This window comes from Jiangella endophytica, assembly GCF_003427025.1.
GTDB lineage: Bacteria > Actinomycetota > Actinomycetes > Jiangellales > Jiangellaceae > Jiangella > Jiangella endophytica.
Window position 1 is genome coordinate 55,064 of record NZ_QVAI01000013.1, and the last position, 18,245, is coordinate 73,308.

The following is an 18,245-nucleotide window of genomic DNA, read 5'->3' on the forward strand; positions in this document are numbered from 1 at the left end:
GCCAACGCGGCGAACATCCCCGGGCAACGTCCCACCACCCGACACCACCCAACGACGCCAGCAGTCACGCGTCGAGGACCAGCAGCGGGCACGCCGCCCGGGAAACGCAGACCATCATGCAGTCGTGGGCGGCCCGCTCCTGCGTGGTGAGAACGAAGTCGCGGTGCTCGACCTCGCCCTCGAGCACGCGGGTCTCGCAGCTGCCGCAGATGCCCTCCTCACAGTCGGTGAGCACGTCGACGCCCGCTTCGCGCATCACGTCGAGGACCGATCGCTCCGGCGGCACCTCGAGCTCGGCGCCGCTGCGCGCCAGCCGGACGGCGAACGTCCCGCCGGGCTCGTACTCCACGGCCGGGGCGGAGAAGTACTCGCATCGCAGCCGGTCCTCGTCGGGGATCAGCTCACGCAGGTGCACGAGCATGCGCTCCGGGCCGCAGGCGTACACGAGCGCGTCCGGCCAGGCGGCGACCTCCTGCGCAAGGTCGGCGCGCTTCGCCTCGTCCCGGGCGACGACGACCACGTCGCCGCCGAGCGTCGCGAGCTCGTCCAGGAACGGCATCCGCGCACGCGACGAGCCCAGGTAGAGCAGGCGCCAGCGAGCTCCCTCCGCGGCGGCGCGGCGGACCATCGGCAGCAGCGGGGTGACGCCGATGCCGCCGGCGATGAACAGCGTCCGCGGGGCGGTCTCGAGCGCGAAGTGGTTGCGGGGCCCGCGCAGGCTCAGGACGTCGCCAGGCCGCAACGCCTCGTGGACGTGCCGCGAGCCGCCCCGGCTGGTGGTCTCGCGCAGCACCGCGATGCGATAGCGGCCGGCCGCGGGATCGCCGCACAGCGAGTACTGGCGCGTCGGCGCTCCAGGGGCGGCGAGGTCGATGTGCGCACCGGGCTCCCAGCCGGGCAGCGATCCGGCGACCGCCTCCAACTCCACCGAGAGCACGCCTTCCGCCTCCAGGGTCATCGACCGCACGCGGACGGCGTGCTCGCGAGTGTCGGTCCGAGTCGGCATGGCCGTCCCCTAGTGATGACCGTGGTGGTCGTGCGCCGACGCACCTCCGGTGGCCGGCTCGGGCGACGTGTGGCAGTGCGCCGACGGCTGCGACGGCGGCACGTCGAGCGCCGGGTTGCGGTCGAAGAATCCGTCCGGCTCCAGCCGCAGTCCGATGTGTTGCACCGGCATGATCGGCCAGTCCTCCGGCCGCACGTAGTGGTGCGAGGCGATGATCGGCCAGAGCACCAGCTCGGCGCCGTCGAGCGGGCGGTCGGCCCGCTGCCAGGCGGTGATGCCCTCCTCCCCCAGCGGCGCCTGGTTGGGGTACTCCCCCGCGATGAACCGCTCGGCCGGGTCGTACGCCGTCGCCCACAGGTGCTTCGCGACGAACGGCGCCTTGCGCTCGACGACGCTGCCGGGTCGCGCGAACAGCCGGGTGGTGTTCGGCAGCCCGAGCCGGAACGCGGTCGGCTCGCCGTAGCGGTTGGTGCGCTCGGTGCTCTCGACCCGCCAGTGCTGGGCGCGTGACGGGTCGGTCGTCCGCGCCGCCTCCTGCTCGGACGCGATGACGGTCGGCACCATGCGGCACGCGTTGCCGTAGGGGTTGAGCGCCTCGTCCTCCTCGAGCTCCGCGTGCACCTCGACCAGCCGGTTGAGCGGGCCGTCGACCGCGGTGTCGAGGCGGATCGCGAAGAAGTGCTGATGGGTCGGCGCCTGCACGTTCGGGCTGACCATGCGCCCGTAGCGCGGTGTCTGGCCGTCGTCGATGCCGGAGACCGAGAGGATCCCCGTCAGCTTGATCTCCAACTCGATCGCGCCGTCCTGGTACAGCGACCAGTAGAAGCCGTAGTCGTAGTTCGCGACCGTCGCGAAGAACGAGATGACCAGCCGGCGCGAGCGGCGGACGTCGGCCTCGCCGGTGCGGGTGTTGACGTGCTTCCAGAGGATCGAGTGGTCCTCCTCGTGCAGGCACACACCGTTGGCGATCGTCTTGACGTCGCCGTGCCCGTCCAGCACGTGCGCGTCGAAGTAGCGGATCTCGCCCAGGCAGTCGCAGCCCAGCTCCAGTGACGCGGTCAGCGGGCCGGCGCCGTACTCGCCCCAGTCGAAGAAGTTCTTGCGGTAGGCCGTCGGGTCGGAGTCGAGGTACGGGACGTACATCTCGTTGACGGCGGCGCGCCGCAGCACCGGCCGCACCGTGTCGCCGTCACGGTAGACCAGGTCGTGCAGGACGAGCCCCTCGCGATGGGTGAACCCGACGCGGAACGTCCAGTTCTGCCAGCTGATCTCGTGCCCGTCGACGGCGAAGCCCGGCCCCTTCGGCTGGGTGATCTCCAGCGGAGCGACGTCGCGGTCGGGGCCCCAGGTGCCCGAGCGATACACGCCGGTCTCGCCGGCCATCGGCACCACGCCGTGGTCCTCGATGCGCACGACGTCGAGCGTCTCGAGATCGAGGATGGGGACGAGCCCGGCGACGGGGCGGGCGTAGCCGTTGTCGCTCTCGGACTCGCGATGCCACACCGTGCCCCACGACAGCCGCCGGTCGGCGAGGTCGTCGGGCTCGAAGCCGGTGATCGACTCCGGGTCCACCCAGACCAGCGAGCTGTCCGCGATGCCGCGCCTTGCCAGCGCCTCCTTGAGCAGCGGGTGGTTGCGCGCGGCCTGCGCGACCAGCCGCGCCTCCTCGGAGGAGACGCCGGGTCGCTTGGCGTCGACGTCCTGCCACGCCACCAGGGACGCCGCACGGTCGCTGCCGGCCGTCCACGCGGTGACCTCCCACGCCCGGTGTGCGTCGGGATTCATGACGACGAGCCGCACGGGACGCCCCTGACCCGGCGCGAGGCTGCGCGCGAGGCCCTCCTCGACGGCGATCCCCCAGAAGCGCGGACGGGCGCCGATGCGCTCGTCCGCCCACACGAGGGCGACGACGCCGGCGATCTCCGCGGGCGCGAGCGGGTCGCTCCACAGGCGTGGCGTGGTCATGTCTCCTCCTTGGTGTTGGCCTGCTCGGCGACGACGACGCCCGCGCCGTCCGCGCGGGGGTCGCTCGCCGCTTCGAGTGTGAGCGTGGCGGACCGGTCGAGGCGGCGCACGACTTGCACGTGCCCGGCGGCGTCGGCCGGACCCGGGAACCGGTGGATGGGCAGCCCGGCGGCCGATGCCGCCGCGGCCACGTCGTCGTCGACGCCCGGTTCGGCGACGAGGGTGGGCTCGGCGTGGCCCAGATCGGCGTCGCCGATCACCCAGCGTGGCCGGGCCAGGACGTCGCCGAGCGGCTGCGCCGGGTCGGCCAGCGCGGGCAGCACCTGGGCCAGGATCCACGGCTGGGCCCGCCCGCCCTGACAGCCGGCCACCACCGTGGCCTCCTCGGCGTGGACGATGACCGGGCACAGCGTGTGCGGCGGCCGCGCGCCGGGAGCCAGGCGAGCCGGCGACGACGGGTCGAGGCTGAAGGCCGCGCCGCGGTTGTGCAGCACGATGCCGGTGTCCGGCTCGAGCAGCCCGGAGCCGAAGCTCTGGAAGACGCTCTGGACGACGGCGACGCTCCAGCCGGTGTCGTCGGTCGCGGTGACGGCGACCGTGTCGCCGGAGGCCCGGGGCTCCGGCCTCCCACCGGCGACGGCCACGGCGTCGAGGCGCAGCAGGCGCTGGAGGTCGACGGCGCCCACCCGCGGATCACCGAGGTACGCGGCCCGGGCCGCGGCGCCCGAGACGACGGCGTCGATCAGCCGCGCCGGGTCCGGGCCGCCCGCGGTCGCGTCGGCCACGGCCCGCCCGACGCCCACGAGAACCGGCCCGACCGACGGGGGCGGTGCCACCGACCAGGCGCGGCCGGCGACGTCGCGCGTCACGGCCCGCGAGGTCTCCGGCCGGTAGGCCGCGAAATCGGCCACGGTGTGCGTCCCGCCGCGCGCCCGCAGCATCGACACGAGCGCCGCCGCCGTCTCGCCGTCGTACAGGTCCCGCGGCACCCGGGCCAGGCGGCGCAGCGTCGCCGCGAGCGCCGGCTGGCGCAGCGGCGATCCACGGCGCAACGGTTCTCCGCCGGCCGCGAACACCGAGCGCAGCCCCGGATCGGCGAGCACCGCCTCGCGGCGGGCGTCGAGCGCGCGCTCCAGCCCCGCGCTCACCGGCGAGCCGTTCTCGGCCGTGGCCGCCGCGGCGGCGAACGCCGCGCCCAGCGGCCGGAGCGCGCCGAGGCGGGCCAGCTCGGCCCAGCCCGCGACGATCCCCGGCACGGTCACCGCGTGAACGCCCTGCCGCGGCATCGCCGTCCAGGCCGGCGACGACCGGCCGATCTCGCGCGGTGCGGCGCCCGCCGCGACGACCGCCGTCGTGTCGCCCGCGGGCGAGCGGACGAGCGCGACGAGGTCGCCGCCCAGCGCGCACTGGTGCGGGTAGACGACGGTGAGCATGACGGCGGCGGCGAGGGCGGCGTCGAGGGCATTGCCGCCCTCCTCGGCGGCGCGCCGGCCGGCGGCCACGGCCTCCCGGTGCGGGGCGGCGAGTGCGACGGTCATCTCACAACCCCCGTCGTGCCGTCGACACGAAGTCCAGATCGGGCCGCGGGACGCCGTCGCACAGGTCCGCGACGGCCTCGCCGACGGCCGGCCCGAACTTGAAGCCGTGTCCGGAGCAGGCGGCCGCCACCACGACCTCGGGAGCACCCGCGAGCGGGCCGATGACGAACCGCCGGTCCTCGGTCATCGTGTACAGGCAGGCGGTGGCCTCGACCGGCGTCGTGTCGAGCCCCGGCACGTAGCCGGCCAGCAGCTCGCGCAACTCGTCGATCTCACTCGGCGTCGCAGGCGCCGGCGGCTCCTCCGGGTCCCAGCTCGGCCCGGCGTCGACGCCGATCTTGACCCCGTGGCCGCCGGCGTCCGGCAGGCCGAACACCAGCCCTTCGGGCCGGTCGACGGAGAACGCGCCGAGGTTCGGCGGCAGCCCGGCCGGCTGGCCCGCGGCGACCGTCAGGGTGAGGATCCGCCAGACGTCCAGCGACGGCGCCAGCGACGGCACCAGCCGCCCGGACCAGCTGCCCGCGGCGATCACCAGACGCGACGCGGTCAGCACGCCGTCGTCGGTCGCGACGCGGACGCCGCTCGCCGCCGGCTCCCAGCCGCGCACGTGGACGCCGTGGCGCAGGTCCGCACCGCGAGCCACGGCGGCGCGGCGCAGGGCCGCGATCGCCTGGGCGGCCTCGAGCACGCCCGCGGCCGGATCGTAGACGGCCTGGCAGCCGTCGGGGACGACGAACCCTGGCATGCGGCGCGCCAGTGCGCCGGGGTCGTCGACGACCACACACTCCGGGCCCTGCAGCCGGGCGGCGCCGCGGTGGGCGTAGAGGCCGCCGGTGCGGTGCACGAGGCGCCGGCCGGCTTCCGCCTCGAGCGCCGCCCACCCCGCGAACGCCCGGTCGACGAACTCGTTCCAGGCGGGGTTCGGATAGGCGCGTCTGATCATCCGCGTGTGTCCGTGCGAAGAGCCGCGCGCGTGTCCCGGCGCGAAGCGCTCCAGCGCGACGACCCGGCGGCCTCGTCGCGCGAGGCTCGCGGCGGCGGCGGTGCCGTGGATGCCGAGGCCGACGACGATGACGTCCGCCTCGTCCGGCGCTCGTGTCACCCGCTCGTCCCCCCGTTGCGGGCGGCGGCGATCGACCGCACACCGTCGACCAGCGCGTCGATGTCGTCGTCGTCGTTGTAGACGTGCAGGGACGCGCGCACGACGGCGGGCAGCGCCCTGGCGCCGAGATCCCACTGGCCGTGGGTGGCGGGCACCGCCACGACCCGGACGTTGCGCGCGGCGAGCGCGTCGACGACCGCGCGGCACTCGAGACCGTCGATCACGAAGGTCACGATGGCCGACGCTACTCGCCCCGGGTCGGCGACCGTCACGCCCGCGACGTCGGCGAGGGCCGAGCGCAGCAGCTCCGCGCGTGCCCGCAGCCACCGTTCGGTGCTCTGCGGCGAGCGCGCGATGGCCTCCCGCAGAGCGACCCCGAGGCCGAGCCGGGCGGCGATGGCGCTCTCCCACGACTCGAACCGGCGCGCGGTCGCGCTGAGCTCCCAGCCGGACGCCGACACCCATTCGGCCCCGCGCACGTCGGGCGCCGTGGGCGTGAGCCGGTCCAGCAGCGACTCACGGACGTAGGCGAACCCGGTGCCGCGCGGGCCGCGGAGGAACTTGCGGCCCGTCGTCACCAGCGCATCGCAGCCGATGGCGTCGACATCGACATCGAGATGCCCCACGGACTGCGTCGCGTCGAGCAGGTAGGTCGCCCCATGGCGCCGGGCGATCTCGCCGATGCCCTCGGCCGGCTCGACCAGCCCGGACGACGTCGGGATGTGCGAGACGGTGATCAGCGACGGCCGACCGTCGGCCAGCAGCGCGTCGAGGGCGCCGAGGTCCATCATGCGCTGGGCGTCGACCGGCGCGATGACGAGCTCGACGTCGTGCTCGCGGGCGAGCGTCATGAGGTGCATCGCGTGGCTGACGTACGTCGTGCTCGCGGCGACGATCCGCTCTCCCGGCGCGGGCCGCAGCGCGTCGACGAGCACCCGCAGGCCCGTCGAGGCGCTGTCGAAGAGGGCGATCTCGTGAGCACGGGCGCCGATCAGCCGCGCCGCCGCCGTGTAGACGTCCTCGCTGCGCTCGCGGACCGCGACCGCGGCCTCGTACCCGCCGTTGCGCTCTTCGAGCCGCAGGTGATCGACGACGGCCGTCACCACGCCGGTCGACGGCAGCGCGGCGCCCGCCGCGTTCAGGTGGTGGGACAGACCCGCGCCGACGGTGCGCGCTCGCTCGGCCACGACGTCGATCGGCGTCTGTGTGCCGAGGGCGGTGGCAGGTGCCGCCTCGATCGAATCCATCTCGCATCGCCCTTCCGCTGAGGATCCAAATCTAACACAAGTGGATCCAATCTGCATCTGTGGCGAAGCCCACGCGGGCGAGCTCAGGACTTGTAGACGACATAGACCTTGCGCAGGCGCTCATGCACGGTCCAGACGCCGCACCACCCGATCGGGAAGTAGGCGGTGGTGCCTGCGGCGACCTCGACCGGCGCCTCACCGTCGCGCTGGACGGTCATCCGCCCGGCGACGACATGGATGATCTCGCCGCGAGTGAGGAACTCCCACCGCGAACGGCCGGGCTCGCTCTCCCAGATGCCGGAGACGACCGTCCGGTCGTCATTGGCGAAGTCGACCCGGCTGCGCACGAGGACGTCGCCGTCGAGCGGCTCGGCACTCGGCGGACCCAGCGGCTTCTCATCCAGGCCGGTGGCGTCGAGAGGTCGGTTCACAGCGGTCATGGCAGGCTCCCGTTCACTCGAAGGGTGCGCCTACCCTATCCGCATCGAATCCAATCTCTTGACTGTGGGATCCAATCCGTCAGCCGCGGAAGACCGTCGACGACCGCTTCTCGTACCACTCGGCCAGCTGGTCCCCCGCCTTGACCACGTGCTCGCGCATCTCGGCGGCCGCCTTGTCGGTGTCGCCGGCTGCGAAGGCCTCGACGATCCGCTCGTGCTCGCGATAGTTCTCGTCGCGGTGACGCGCGTCGTTCACGATGAGCTGCGCCGAGACGTTGCGAGGGAAGAGCTCGTTGATGTCGTTGACGACCTTGGCGAGGCGCGCGTTGCCGGAGATCTCGGCGATCAGCGTGTGGAAGCGGTCGTTGCCCAGCCGGCTGACCGGAAGGCCGGCCGCCTGCCCCTGGCTCTCGGCGAGGGAGTTGTCGTACATCTCCTGGTTCGCCCGGCGCAGCTGCTCGAGCTGGTCCTGGGTGACCCGGCCCACCGCGCGCGCGGCCGCGAGCGCCTCCAGCTGCGCGCGCACCTCGTAGGCCTCACGGACCTCCCAGGGTGCGGGCACCCGCACGACGGCGCCACGATTGGGTTGCACTTCGATGAGGCCGCCGCTCTGCAGCTGACGCAGGGCCTCCCGCACGGGCGTGCGGCTCACGCCGAAGTCGGCGGCCAGCTCGGCCTGCCGCAACTGCGCGCCGATGGGGATCTCGCCGGACATCACCCGGTCGCGGATGCGGCTCGCGAGGTCGTCGACCAGTGCGCGACCGGTCTTCTCCTCGCCATTCAGATCGGCGGTGTCAGGCATCCGCGGTCTCGCTCCCCTCTGTGTCCCGGACTCACGGAAATCGTAGCGAATCCGAAACGCCAGGTCTTGGATCCAGTCGCGTGCGTCGCGGCCCTTTGTGGAAGAGCCCGACGGCGCCTGGCGATGCCCCGACGATCTCCAGGGTCGGGGTCTGCCCGCTCCGGCGCCGCGACCAGTCATGACAGTGGCCGCTGACCCATGGGGACGACCTTCGCTCGACTTCAATTCCGATCGGTACCGAAGGGTAGAATCGGGGCATGGCTGGTTCTCGCGGTGCCGTCATCGGCCGGCCCAGGGGCTTCGACGTCGACGAGGCGCTCGAGCGCGCCGTGCGGGTGTTCTGGGAGCGGGGCTACGAGGGAGCGAGCCTCACCGACCTCACCAGCGCCATGGGCATCACCAAGCCGAGCATGTACGCGGCCTTCGGCAACAAGGAGCAGCTGTTCCGCAAGGCGCTCGAGCGCTACGCCGAAGGGCCCGCCTCCTACGCGACGCGCGCCCTGCAGGAGCCGACCGCACGAGACGTGGCCGCGGCGATCCTCCACGGAGCGGCCCGCACCACGACACTTCCCGACCGTCCCACCGGCTGCCTGACGGTACAGGGTGCCCTGGCGTCGAGCGAGGGAAGCCGGCCCGCGCACGACGCGCTCGTCGACTGGCGCAACGTGGCGGGCCTGCACCTCGAGGAGCGCTTCCGGCGTGCGGTCGACGAGGGCGACCTCCCGCGCGACGCCGACCCCATGCGACTCGCCCGCTACATCATGACCGTGGCGTTCGGCATCGCCGTCCAGGCGGCCAACGGCCTCGGTCACGACGAGCTCGACGACATCGCCGACACCGCACTGCGCCACTGGCTTCCCTGACCGAGTGAGTCCGCATGAGGCTCGCCACTCCGGTCGACTGGAGGGGCGAACGGGCCTTCTTGAGGCGTTCCGGCACATCACGAGGCATGCCTGGTGGAGCGGGAGAACGCCTGGTGTTGTAAGCGATCGTCGATGATCACCGGTGCCCCACCACCCCGGCCGACGGACTCACTCATCCAGAGGCTCGCCTCCCGCCGCCGACCTCCCGACGGCCGACTCAGCGCGAAGCCGCTTTTTGTACCGCTTGGAATAGAAGTCGTCCGAGCCGGGGTTCTCACCGAGAGCGTCGCGCAGACCGCGGCGAACCGACCGGATGCATTCCAGGGAAGGGAAGTCGGCACGATGAAGACCAGTTCGCTCGGAGACCTCGAGGTCTCGCGCATCGGCCTCGGCGCCATGGGGATGTCGGCGTTCTACACCGGCGCCGGCCGCACCGACGACGAGTCGGTCCGGACGATCCACCGCGCCCTCGATCTCGGGGTCACGCACCTCGACACCGCCGAGCTGTACGGCCCGTACACCAACGAGGAGCTGGTGGGCCGGGCCGTCCGGAGCCGTCGCGACGAGGTCGTGCTGGCCACCAAGTTCGGCCTCGTCTCCCACACCGGCCGCCTGGGACCGGACAGCACCCCGGCCAACATCCGCCTGGCCGTGGAGGGGTCGCTGCGCCGCCTCGGGACCGACCACATCGACCTGTATTACCAGCACCGGGTCGACCCCGGCACGCCTATCGAGGAGACCGTGGGGGCGCTGGCCGAACTGGTGAGCGAGGGCAAGGTGCGCCACATCGGCCTGTCCGAGGCAGGCCCGGCGACGATCCGCCGGGCGCACGCCGTCCACCCGGTGGCCGCGGTCCAGTCCGAGTACTCGCTGTGGACGCGCGACCCCGAGGCCGAGGTGCTGCCGGTGCTGCGCGAACTGGGGATCGGCCTCGTGCCCTACTCCCCGCTCGGCCACGGCTTCCTCACCGGGAACATCCGTTCCCTGGACGGCCTCGACGCCGACGACTGGCGCCGCACCAACCCGCGTTTCACCGGCGGCAACCTCGAGCGCAACCTGCGCATCGTCGACGAGGTCCGCGAGGTCGCCGCCGAGGTCGAGGCGACGCCCGCCCAGGTCGCGCTGGCCTGGCTGCTCGCCCAGGGCGACGACATCGCCCCCATCCCCGGCACCAAGCGCGTCGCCCGGGTCGAGGAGAACACCGCCGTCGTCGGCGTCGGGCTCACCGCCGGCCAGGTCGCCCGCCTGAACGGCCTGGCCCCGGCCTCCGGTGACCGCTTCGACGAGGCCAACATGGCCGCCATCGACCGCTGACCGGCCGGGCGGCACGGGCGAGGAGGCATGAGCTCATCGGCGTCCTGCGATGACCCGCTCGCGCAGCACCTCGACGCCGTCGCCGGAGAGGTCGTCGAGGAAGGCGTGGCGGCCGGTCATGGCCATGACGAGCGCGACGGTCGGCCCCTCGACGAGCAGGCCGTCGCCGGCGGTGAACGGGCCGTCGGCGGCGGCCAGGCGCAGGCCGGCGACGTGGTCCTTGGCGGCGACCATCTGGTTGGACCGGCTGTAGTACTCGGCGACGCGGGTGACGGCGCCGACCGGCTGATGCCCGGCGATGCCCAGCGGCCGGCGGATGTCCTCGCCGTGCACGATCACCTCGCCCAGCATCGCGATCCGCGGCAGCGGCGGACTCGTCGTACTGGGCACGACCCGCCGGAACCGGGCCAGGGTCTCGGCGGCGGAGTCGCCCAGCTCCTCCGCCAGGCGCATCGCCACCTGGCGGTCGAAGTCGAAGCGGCAGCGGATCACACCGGCCAGCCAGCGCAGGCCGGTCAGGGAGGCGCCGGAGGTCAGGTGGGCGAGAACCTCGCGGACGCTGAGGCCGTCGCACAGCGACGGGGTGTCCCAGCGGCTCTCGGTCAGGCCGGCGAGGTCGTCGGCGAGCCGGGCCCGCTCGGCGTGGATCAGCGGCCAGAGATCGGTGCGGCGGATCATGGAGTCCTCTCGGGAGTGTGGGTCCGTCACCCGATGAGACCGCCGCGCGATGGCAGAATCGTCGCGCGTGGGTGAGATCTCCGGCGACTTCGAGCGGCTCGTCGCGCCGCTGGTGAGCGGGCTACGTGCGCACTGCTACCGCATGCTGGGCTCGGTCCACGACGCCGACGACGCCGTGCAGGAGACGCTGCTGCGGGCATGGCGCGGGATGGAGCGGTTCGAGGGCCGCAGCACGCTGCGCACCTGGCTGTACACCATCGCGACGCGGGTGTGCATCGACGCCACCGCCGCGCGCGGCCGGCGAGCGCTGCCGATCGACCTCACTCCGGCCAGCGAGCGGGTCGAAGACTCAATGCCGGCGGCCGAGACCGCCTGGCTGGGACCTTTTCCCGACGATCCCGCCGACGTGTACGGGCGCCGCAACGCCGTCGAGTTGGCGTTCGTCGCCGCACTGCAGCACCTGCCGGGCAATCAGCGGGCGGCGCTGCTGCTCTTCGACGTGCTCGGCTTCCCCGTGGCGGAGATCGCGACGATGATGCGCACGTCCACGACCTCGGTGAACTCGGCGCTGGCCCGCGCGCGGCGGCTGCTCGCCGCACGTCTCGGCGACGACCCGCCCGAGCACGACGACGAGGCGGCGATCGCGCTCGCGCGCCGGTTCGCCGCCGCCCTCCAGGACGGCGACCTCGACGGGTTCGTCGCCCTGCTCACCGACGACGTCACCTGGGCGATGCCGCCGCTGCCGCACTGGTACCAGGGCCGCCGCGCCGTCACGGAGTTCGCCGCGGCGGTCCCGATGTCGCCGCGCTGCCCGAGCTGGCAGTACCGGCTCGTTCGCGCCAACGCCCGGCCCGCCGTCGCGTTCTGGCTCGGCCCGGAACCGGGTGCGCCGCACGAGCCCTGGTCCCTCACCGTCCTCGACACCCGCGACGGCCGGATCAGCGGCCTCACGTCGTTCCTGGACGCCACCGTCCTCGACGCCTTCGGTCTCTGAACCACGTCGCTGAGGGCCGTTCGGCTTGGCCGCGTCCGGCCGAGCCGTCGTCAACGGTGCAGGTGGGCCTTCTCGTGGGTGGCCACCTCGATGTCGCCGGCGGCCACGTCGAGTAGTTGGTGCGCGAGATCGAACAGGGCCCGCGCGACCGCCAGCTCGTCGCCGATGCGCGGCACCTCGGGGTCGTCCGGGTTGCGCCGGGCCCGCCCGACACCCGCCGTCGCCGGCCGCCCCGGTGCCTGCAGCCGTGCCTCCGCATGCGTCATCCGATCGTCGTGGTGCTCGTCGATGACCACCTCGACCGTCCATTGCTGTCCCTGCATCATCGCGACTCCCACGATCAGTGAGCGGGGTGGAGCGCCGCTCACGCCCTGCTGCCGGCTCTCGATCTGCGCATACCCGCGGCAGAATCGACCAAACGGCTTCGGGCACGTCCAGAGACTCCGCGGATCCGGGAAGCGCGAGGTGACAGCGAGATGAGCGAGCGGCCGGTCACCATCCCCGTCCCGGGCGGGGGTGTCGTCCACGCCGACCTCACCGTGCCCGCACGGGCACAGGGCATCGTGCTCTTCGCCCACGGCAGCGGCAGCAGCCGGCGGAGCCCCCGGAACCGGAGGGTCGCCCTGGCGCTGCGGCAGCGCGGGCTGGCGACCATGCTCACCGACCTGCTCACCGAGACCGAGGGGCGCGACGACCTCACCACCGGCGAGTACCGCTTCGACGTCGGCCTGCTGGCCGGGCGGCTCGAGCTGGCCGGCCGGTGGCTGGCCGGCGAACCCTCGGCCGAGGGCCTGCCGATCGGCTACTTCGGTGCCAGCACCGGCGCCGCCGCCGCGCTGATCGCCGCCGCCCGATCCCGCGGCCGGGTCGCCGCCGTCGTCTCCAGGGGCGGCCGCCCCGACCTGGCCACCGGCCACCTCGCCGACGTCGACGCTCCCACCCTGCTCATCGTCGGCGGTGACGACGAGCCCGTGATCGGGCTCAGCCAGGACGCGCTGCGGACGATGCGCTGCGTCCGGCGGATGGTGATCGTGCCGGGCGCCGGGCACCTGTTCGAAGAACCCGGGGCCCTCGACGAGGTCGCCCGGCTGGCGGGCGACTGGTTCATCACCCACCTCGGGACCCGAGACACCGCCTAGTGATCGCGCCGGCGGCGACGGGCGATCACGACGATGTCCACCGCCGCGGTCACGGCGAAGAGGGCACTCAGCATCAGCCACCACACCCGCGCCGCGCCGTCGTCATCGGCGGCCCCGGGGCCGAACACGAGCATCCCGGCGGTGCCCAGCACGAGGCCCACCAGCGCGAAGGCGAGCCGGAGACCGTACGCGGACCTGGCCTCGGCAGGTTCCCTGCCCGTCGGCTCATGGGCCCGCGAGCCCGGACGATTCACCGCCGGAAGAGCCCCACCAGCGTGCCGCGTTCGATCGCCGCCGCGTCGGCGGCTCGGTACACGTCCTCGACCGTGGGGTCGTCCGGGAGAGCCGCCGGCCCGGACAGCGCGTAGAGCCGGAAGACGAAGCGGTGCGGTTCGTCGCCGGGCGGCGGCGCGGGGCCGCCCCACCCGACCTCGCCGAAGTCGTTGCGCCACTCGCGGCCGCCCACCGGCTTCCGCTGCTCAGCGACTCCCGCGGAATGCGCGTCGACACCCGTCACGAGCCAGTGGAGGAAGTGCCCGCCGGGGGCATCCGGATCTTCGCACAGCAGCAGCAACTCCGTCGCTTCGGCCGGAACGCCGACCCACTCCAATGACGGTGACACGTTCTCGCCCGCGTGGCCGTGACGGCCGGGAATCGGCGAGTGGTCGGTGAAGGCTGGACTGCGAAGTTCGATGGCGGCCATGAGAGCGACCTCCTCACGTCCGCCTGAGCTGCGGGCGGACACGCCCTGCGTACCCACGCCGATCACCGCCAAACCACCGTGCGGCCTCCCTCCACGTCCTGGGGCGGCGCGGCGCCGGGAGCCGTCCGATCGACCCGGACGACGCGGTGGACTCTGGCGAGGGTCTGCTGCCGGTGTGAGGCCATCAGGACGGTGCCGTCGAACGCCGCGATCACGTCGGAGACGGCGCGCTCGGTGTCCGGGTCGAGGCTCGCGGTGACCTCGTCGACGAGGAGGATGCGCGGTCGCCGGACGAGGGCGCGGGCGAGGCAGAGCCGGGCCTGCTGGCCGCCGGACAACCGGAGGCCGCCCTCGCCCAGCTCGTCGTCGAGAGCGATCCAGCCGGTCGCGCCCACGCGATCGAGGACGGCGGTGAGTTCCGCGTCCGGCCGCGGATCGGTCCCGCGCAGGAGGTTGTCGCGGAGAGTGCCGTGGAAGAGCCTGGCGTCCTGCTCGACGAGGGCGACCGCGGCGCGGAACGAGGCGTCGTCGAGGCCGGCGATCGGCGTGGCCGTGCCGTCGGCGCCGACGAGCTCGACCGCTCCCGCCGAGGGATCCCAGAGCCGGGCGGCGAGTGCGATGAGCGTGCTCTTGCCCGCTCCGGACGAACCGGCGAGGCCGACGTGCTCGCTCGGGGCGAGCTCGGCCGACCAGGCGACGAGCGTCGGCTGCGCGTCGTCGTAGCTGAAGGACACGTCGCGGAATCGCAGCCCGAGCGGGCCGCCCGGAACCGGCACGGGATCGCCGGGGACGGTGACGACGGGTGGGCGGGCGATCGCCGTGCCGACCCGTTCGGCGCCGGCGGTGAGCGGGTGGATCTGGGTGAGCGTGGTCGTCGCGTCGGCGACGGCGGTGACGCCGGCGACGGCGAGCGCGACGAGTGCGGGCAGGACGGCCGGCGAGAGGCGCGACCCGCCGGCTCCGGCGATGATGCCGGCCGCCGCGGCACCGACGGCGATGACGCCGATGACGACCGCGGTGACGATGAGCTCACGCGCCCCGGCGATGAGCTGGGTGAGCAGTTCCCGTCTGCGGGCGACGGCCGTCGCCCGCCTGGTGGCGGCGTCCGCATCCGCGACGATTCGCGGGGCGAGACCGTAGCCGAGAACCTCGCGAAGGCCGGCGAAGGCGTCGACGATCCGGGCCGAGAGCTCCTCCCGCTCGCGCTGCTCCCCCGCTCCGGCCCGCCGGATGGCCCGGGCGCCGTACAGGCTCGTCGTGGTGACGATCGCGCCTCCGGCCGCGACGACGAGCGCGGCCTCGGGCAGGAGCATCGTCGTGGTGAGGAGCGCGACCGCGAACACCGTGAGCGAGCTGCCCAGCTGCGCGATGGTGTGCGCGTAGAAGAACTCGAGCTTCTCGATGTCGCCCATCGCGGTCGCCGCCGCACGGCCGGAGTGCTCGTGCCGCCGGGCCGGAACGCTGCGCGCGTACGCGTCGAACAGCGCCATCCGCAAGCGGGCGAGCACCCGGTAGGCGAGGGAGTGCGAGACGTCCATCTCCCGCCAGGTGAGCAGCGTCCTCAGCAGCACGAGCCCGACGACCAGCACCCACCAGGCCGGATCGGGCCAGCGCCGTTCGGCCACGGCATGGCCCACCGCCCAGGCCGTGAGGACCGCGATGGCGGCGAGCCCGAGTGCGCTCGCGGTGCCGACGAGGTAGCTCCCGACCATGCCGCGCCACTCGGGGCGCAGCGCGGGCAGCAGGCGGCGGAAGGAGCGGAGGGCGGACGCTGCGTTCACGGCGCGCTCCTCTCGAGGCGGCCGTCGCGCAGCCGCAGCACGCTGGGCACGCCGGCGAGCGACTCCGGCCGGTGGCTGATCATGATCACGATGCGCTCCCGCGCCACCGCGTGCAGCGTCTCGATCACGTCCGCGGCGCGTGCCGTGTCGAGCGCGCTGGTCGGTTCGTCCACCAGGAGGACGGGACGTCGCGCGAGCAGGGCTCTGGCCAGGGCCAGCCGCTGCCGTTGCCCGCCGGAGAGGCTCGCGCCGGCCTCGGCCACCTCGGCGTCGAAACCGCCGGGCAGCGCGTGGATCTCGGGCAGGATCCCGGCGGCGCGGCAGGCGGCCACGAGGCTCTCGTCGTCCGCTTCCGTGGCGGCGACGAGGAGGTTCTCGCGGATCGTTCCGGCGAAGAGCACGGGACGTTGGGCGACGACGGCGACATCCGCGCTGCGCAGCGGCCGTCCGTCGAGGTCGATCCGGCCCGCCTCGGGGGTGAGGAAGCCGAGGAGCAGATCGAAGAGGGTCGATTTGCCGGAGCCGGACGGCCCGGCGATCGCGCTGAGCGCGCCGCGGCGCGCGGTCAGGTCGAGCCCGTCCACCACGGCCGCCTGGCCGCCGGGGTAACGGAAACGCAGGCCCGACACGCTCAGTGTCTCCGCGGGACCGTCACCGGGTGACGGCGCGCCGGCCGGGTGTCCCCGCTCGGCGTCGAACGCGCCGAGCGCGGTGAGCCCGGGGATCGCCGTCAGCCCGAGGAACCCGGAGTGCCAGTGCCTGGACAGGTCCCGGATCGGCCGGAACGCCTCGGACGCGAGGAGCAGGACGAGGTAGACCTCGAAGGCCGGCGCTCGCCCGGACACCGCGTCGGCGAGCGCCGCGACCACGGCGGCGACCACGCCGGCCTGCACGGCGAAGTCCGTCACGGCGGTCTCGGCCAGAGAGGCGCGCATGACCCGCTCCGTCGCGCGGCGCAGCGCCTCGGAGCGCGCGTCCAGCCGCCGCCGGGTGCCGGAGACGTCGCCCAGCGCGCGCAGGGTGGCCATCCCGCGCAGTGACTCGAGCAGGTCGGCGCCGAGACCCTCGTAGCTGTCCCAGTGGTCGAGTCCGCGTCGGGCCATCATCCGCTTCCACGCCATCGGCCCGAGCACCGCGACCAGCACGCCGCCGGCCACGCCCACGGCGGCCGGCGGCGAGAGCAGCGCGATGACGGCGACCACGACAGGGCTGACGATGACGAGCTGGGCGACGGCGGGAAGGTACTTCGACACGTAGGCGTCGGTGCCGTCGATGCCGTCGCCGAGGCTCGCCCGCACGGCGCCGTCGCGTGCCCCGGTGTCGTGCAACCGTCCTGGCACGAGCGACGCCAGCAGCGCGCGGCGGCGCAACGCCTGCCGGACCTGCCCGCCGAGCCGGGTCGCCGCGGCCGTCTGCGCGAGCGACAGCAGCAGTCGCAGGACCGCGATCCCGGCGATGAGCAGCAGCGCGGCCACGACGTCGTCGGGCCGGCCGCTCAGCACGGCCGCCATCGACCACGCGATCGCGACGGCCTGTGCGATGTGCGCGGCGAGAACCAGGACGAGCAGCGCGACGCTGAGCCCCGCCGCGGCGGGGAGGCGAGCCGCCTCGCGCCAGAGCTGCCCGACGATCAGCATGCGCCGGTCTCCTTCCCGGGTGGGCACGGCCCGGGCAGGCAGGCCAGGGCGTGGATGGTCCAGCAGCCGTCCGCTCCCGCGCTGAAACCCGAGACGGGGCGGCAACGCCACCGCTCGGAGAGCGCGCTCGCGTAACAGCCGGCGGCGGCGGTGCGGTGCGCCCGCCAGAGCGCCGTGGCGAGCTCCGCGGCCGAGGCCGTCGTCGAGACCGACCACGATCGCAGCCGGGCGGCGCCGCGCACCCAGTCCTGTCCGGAGGCTCCCGCCAGACGCTCGGCGTGCGCGGCGTCCTGACCCGGCCCGGCGGCGCGGAACTCGGCGATCGGCGGGGAACGCCGCCGCCGGAGAGCACGGCTCCGCTCGGCATCGACGGTCCAGGACGGGGGCAGGTCGAGCGCCGCGAGCGGGATCTCGGGCACGAGCCCGCGCGCGAGCCACCGCTGCGCATGGCCGGCCCGGGGCACCGCGAGCAGTGAGCGCAGCCCGGCGCCCGGGCCGAGCCGAACCACGAGTCCGGGGGCGGCCAGCAGGAACTCCGCGGCGGCCAGGGCGTAGGCGGCATCGGCGATCCACAGCGGCCAGGCACGCTGCCGGTACCGGCCGAAGCTCCGCCCGGGCTGGACCGTGAGGACGAGGCGGGTCCCTTCCCGGGGGCGGCCCGGACGGTCCCAGCCGGCAGCCGCGTCCGCATCGGGGTCCCGGCGCCGGAGCAGCCCGCTCTCGTGGTCGTGGACGTAGCGTCCCGGAGCGAGCGCTTCTCCGGCCCCGACGACCAGGTGCGTCTGCACGGGGTAGGCGGCGCCGGCCGAGGGCACCGGACGCCTCCCGATCGTCGTCGCGGTGCCGTCGGCACGCCGGTGGACGCCGTCGGCACGCCACATGCCGTCGAGAAGGGCCCGCTCTCGCGGCGACGGCTCGACGCGCAGGGCCCCCGCGGCGGCCCAGGGGTTGACGCGCGGCCCCGGTGGACGCGGCTCCCCCGGCGGTCGTGCGTCGAAGGCCCACGTCAGTGGCTCGGGCAGCACCGGCGATCCGC

General features: G+C 74.0%; 18 protein-coding genes. 4 read left to right on the forward strand and 14 right to left on the reverse strand.

Going from position 1 to position 18,245, the window contains the following annotated elements; translation table 11 throughout:
* Nucleotides 1–64 precede the first annotated feature (64 nt).
* The 7 genes from DZA62_RS23535 to DZA62_RS23560 all read right to left on the reverse strand — a co-directional run bounded on the left by DZA62_RS23535 (nucleotide 65) and on the right by DZA62_RS23560 (nucleotide 8,100).
* Nucleotides 65–1,006 carry a PDR/VanB family oxidoreductase gene (locus DZA62_RS23535; RefSeq protein ID WP_116951392.1) on the reverse strand — a complete coding sequence of 314 codons (942 nt, stop codon included), beginning with the start codon at nucleotides 1,004–1,006 and terminating at the stop codon, nucleotides 65–67.
* A gap of 9 nt (nucleotides 1,007–1,015) precedes the next feature.
* On the reverse strand, nucleotides 1,016–2,971 hold the full coding sequence (locus DZA62_RS23540) for a primary-amine oxidase (protein ID WP_116951393.1): 1,956 nt from the start codon (nucleotides 2,969–2,971) through the stop codon (nucleotides 1,016–1,018).
* Nucleotides 2,968–4,509, reverse strand: a complete 1,542-nt coding sequence (locus DZA62_RS23545) for a gamma-glutamyltransferase (RefSeq protein ID WP_116951394.1) — start codon at nucleotides 4,507–4,509, stop codon at nucleotides 2,968–2,970. The genes DZA62_RS23540 and DZA62_RS23545 overlap by 4 nt, the downstream gene beginning before the upstream one ends.
* A 1-nt stretch (nucleotide 4,510) precedes the next feature.
* The gene (gene solA / locus DZA62_RS23550; protein ID WP_157987858.1) at nucleotides 4,511–5,611 is read right to left on the reverse strand and encodes an N-methyl-L-tryptophan oxidase; all 1,101 of its coding nucleotides are present in this window, start codon (nucleotides 5,609–5,611) and stop codon (nucleotides 4,511–4,513) included.
* Entirely contained in the window at nucleotides 5,608–6,858 is a 1,251-nt protein-coding gene (locus DZA62_RS35890) for an aminotransferase class V-fold PLP-dependent enzyme (RefSeq protein WP_157987859.1), read from the reverse strand. Before DZA62_RS35890 ends, solA begins: the two co-directional genes overlap by 4 nt.
* An 83-nt stretch (nucleotides 6,859–6,941) precedes the next feature.
* Nucleotides 6,942–7,298, reverse strand: a complete 357-nt coding sequence (locus tag DZA62_RS23555; RefSeq protein ID WP_116951396.1) for a cupin domain-containing protein — start codon at nucleotides 7,296–7,298, stop codon at nucleotides 6,942–6,944.
* A 79-nt stretch (nucleotides 7,299–7,377) separates the two neighbouring features.
* Nucleotides 7,378–8,100, reverse strand: a complete 723-nt coding sequence (locus DZA62_RS23560; protein WP_116951397.1) for a GntR family transcriptional regulator — start codon at nucleotides 8,098–8,100, stop codon at nucleotides 7,378–7,380.
* 257 nt (nucleotides 8,101–8,357) lie between these two features.
* On the opposite strand from DZA62_RS23560, the gene DZA62_RS23565 reads away from it, so the two are divergent.
* Both DZA62_RS23565 and DZA62_RS23570 read left to right on the forward strand, forming a co-directional pair.
* Nucleotides 8,358–8,963 (forward strand): TetR/AcrR family transcriptional regulator, encoded by a 606-nt coding sequence (locus DZA62_RS23565; protein ID WP_116951398.1) that lies wholly within the window; start codon nucleotides 8,358–8,360, stop codon nucleotides 8,961–8,963.
* A gap of 342 nt (nucleotides 8,964–9,305) precedes the next feature.
* Entirely contained in the window at nucleotides 9,306–10,277 is a 972-nt protein-coding gene (locus DZA62_RS23570; protein ID WP_116951399.1) for an aldo/keto reductase, read from the forward strand.
* Between the two features lie 33 nt (nucleotides 10,278–10,310).
* On the opposite strand, the gene DZA62_RS23575 is transcribed toward DZA62_RS23570, so the two are convergent.
* Nucleotides 10,311–10,955 carry a maleylpyruvate isomerase family mycothiol-dependent enzyme gene (locus DZA62_RS23575; RefSeq protein ID WP_116951400.1) on the reverse strand — a complete coding sequence of 215 codons (645 nt, stop codon included), beginning with the start codon at nucleotides 10,953–10,955 and terminating at the stop codon, nucleotides 10,311–10,313.
* 49 nt (nucleotides 10,956–11,004) lie between these two features.
* Here DZA62_RS23575 and DZA62_RS23580 point away from each other — a divergent pair, with 49 nt between their 5' ends.
* Nucleotides 11,005–11,949, forward strand: a complete 945-nt coding sequence (locus tag DZA62_RS23580) for an RNA polymerase subunit sigma-70 (RefSeq protein WP_116951401.1) — start codon at nucleotides 11,005–11,007, stop codon at nucleotides 11,947–11,949.
* A 50-nt stretch (nucleotides 11,950–11,999) separates the two neighbouring features.
* Here the strand turns inward: DZA62_RS23580 and DZA62_RS23585 are convergent, their stop codons facing one another.
* Nucleotides 12,000–12,272, reverse strand: coding sequence for a DUF1876 domain-containing protein (locus DZA62_RS23585; RefSeq protein WP_116951542.1), 273 nt, complete (start codon nucleotides 12,270–12,272; stop codon nucleotides 12,000–12,002).
* Nucleotides 12,273–12,425: 153 nt separating this feature from the next.
* Between DZA62_RS23585 and DZA62_RS23590 the strand changes: the two genes are divergently transcribed.
* Entirely contained in the window at nucleotides 12,426–13,088 is a 663-nt protein-coding gene (locus DZA62_RS23590; RefSeq protein WP_116951402.1) for a dienelactone hydrolase family protein, read from the forward strand.
* On the opposite strand, the gene DZA62_RS37310 is transcribed toward DZA62_RS23590, so the two are convergent.
* From DZA62_RS37310 to DZA62_RS23615, 5 genes are all read right to left on the reverse strand, one after another.
* A complete protein-coding gene (locus tag DZA62_RS37310; RefSeq protein ID WP_116951403.1) occupies nucleotides 13,085–13,342 on the reverse strand; it encodes a DUF6343 family protein in 258 nt (85 codons plus the stop codon). The two genes, DZA62_RS23590 and DZA62_RS37310, sit on opposite strands and share 4 nt — an antisense overlap.
* Nucleotides 13,339–13,791 carry a YbhB/YbcL family Raf kinase inhibitor-like protein gene (locus DZA62_RS23600; protein WP_116951404.1) on the reverse strand — a complete coding sequence of 151 codons (453 nt, stop codon included), beginning with the start codon at nucleotides 13,789–13,791 and terminating at the stop codon, nucleotides 13,339–13,341. Before DZA62_RS23600 ends, DZA62_RS37310 begins: the two co-directional genes overlap by 4 nt.
* Before the next feature lie 62 nt (nucleotides 13,792–13,853).
* Nucleotides 13,854–15,572 carry an ATP-binding cassette domain-containing protein gene (locus tag DZA62_RS23605; protein ID WP_116951405.1) on the reverse strand — a complete coding sequence of 573 codons (1,719 nt, stop codon included), beginning with the start codon at nucleotides 15,570–15,572 and terminating at the stop codon, nucleotides 13,854–13,856.
* Nucleotides 15,569–17,209 (reverse strand): ABC transporter ATP-binding protein/permease, encoded by a 1,641-nt coding sequence (locus DZA62_RS23610; protein WP_116951406.1) that lies wholly within the window; start codon nucleotides 17,207–17,209, stop codon nucleotides 15,569–15,571. Before DZA62_RS23610 ends, DZA62_RS23605 begins: the two co-directional genes overlap by 4 nt.
* Nucleotides 17,203–18,234 (reverse strand): nitroreductase family protein, encoded by a 1,032-nt coding sequence (locus tag DZA62_RS23615; RefSeq protein WP_157987860.1) that lies wholly within the window; start codon nucleotides 18,232–18,234, stop codon nucleotides 17,203–17,205. The genes DZA62_RS23610 and DZA62_RS23615 overlap by 7 nt, the downstream gene beginning before the upstream one ends.
* Nucleotides 18,235–18,245: the final 11 nt, after the last annotated feature.

Coding starts and splice junctions, on each gene's coding strand:
- DZA62_RS23565 (WP_116951398.1), top strand. CDS start 8,358: ATGGCTGGTTCTCGCGGTGCCGTCATCGGCCGGCCCAGGGGCTTCGAC.
- DZA62_RS23560 (WP_116951397.1), bottom strand. CDS start 8,100: ATGCCTGACACCGCCGATCTGAATGGCGAGGAGAAGACCGGTCGCGCA.
- DZA62_RS23555 (WP_116951396.1), bottom strand. CDS start 7,298: ATGACCGCTGTGAACCGACCTCTCGACGCCACCGGCCTGGATGAGAAG.
- DZA62_RS23545 (WP_116951394.1), bottom strand. CDS start 4,509: ATGACCGTCGCACTCGCCGCCCCGCACCGGGAGGCCGTGGCCGCCGGC.
- DZA62_RS35890 (WP_157987859.1), bottom strand. CDS start 6,858: ATGGATTCGATCGAGGCGGCACCTGCCACCGCCCTCGGCACACAGACG.
- DZA62_RS23575 (WP_116951400.1), bottom strand. CDS start 10,955: ATGATCCGCCGCACCGATCTCTGGCCGCTGATCCACGCCGAGCGGGCC.
- DZA62_RS23590 (WP_116951402.1), top strand. CDS start 12,426: ATGAGCGAGCGGCCGGTCACCATCCCCGTCCCGGGCGGGGGTGTCGTC.
- DZA62_RS23585 (WP_116951542.1), bottom strand. CDS start 12,272: ATGCAGGGACAGCAATGGACGGTCGAGGTGGTCATCGACGAGCACCAC.
- DZA62_RS23610 (WP_116951406.1), bottom strand. CDS start 17,209: ATGCTGATCGTCGGGCAGCTCTGGCGCGAGGCGGCTCGCCTCCCCGCC.
- DZA62_RS23535 (WP_116951392.1), bottom strand. CDS start 1,006: ATGCCGACTCGGACCGACACTCGCGAGCACGCCGTCCGCGTGCGGTCG.
- DZA62_RS23540 (WP_116951393.1), bottom strand. CDS start 2,971: ATGACCACGCCACGCCTGTGGAGCGACCCGCTCGCGCCCGCGGAGATC.
- DZA62_RS23580 (WP_116951401.1), top strand. CDS start 11,005: ATGGCAGAATCGTCGCGCGTGGGTGAGATCTCCGGCGACTTCGAGCGG.
- DZA62_RS23600 (WP_116951404.1), bottom strand. CDS start 13,791: ATGGCCGCCATCGAACTTCGCAGTCCAGCCTTCACCGACCACTCGCCG.
- DZA62_RS23570 (WP_116951399.1), top strand. CDS start 9,306: ATGAAGACCAGTTCGCTCGGAGACCTCGAGGTCTCGCGCATCGGCCTC.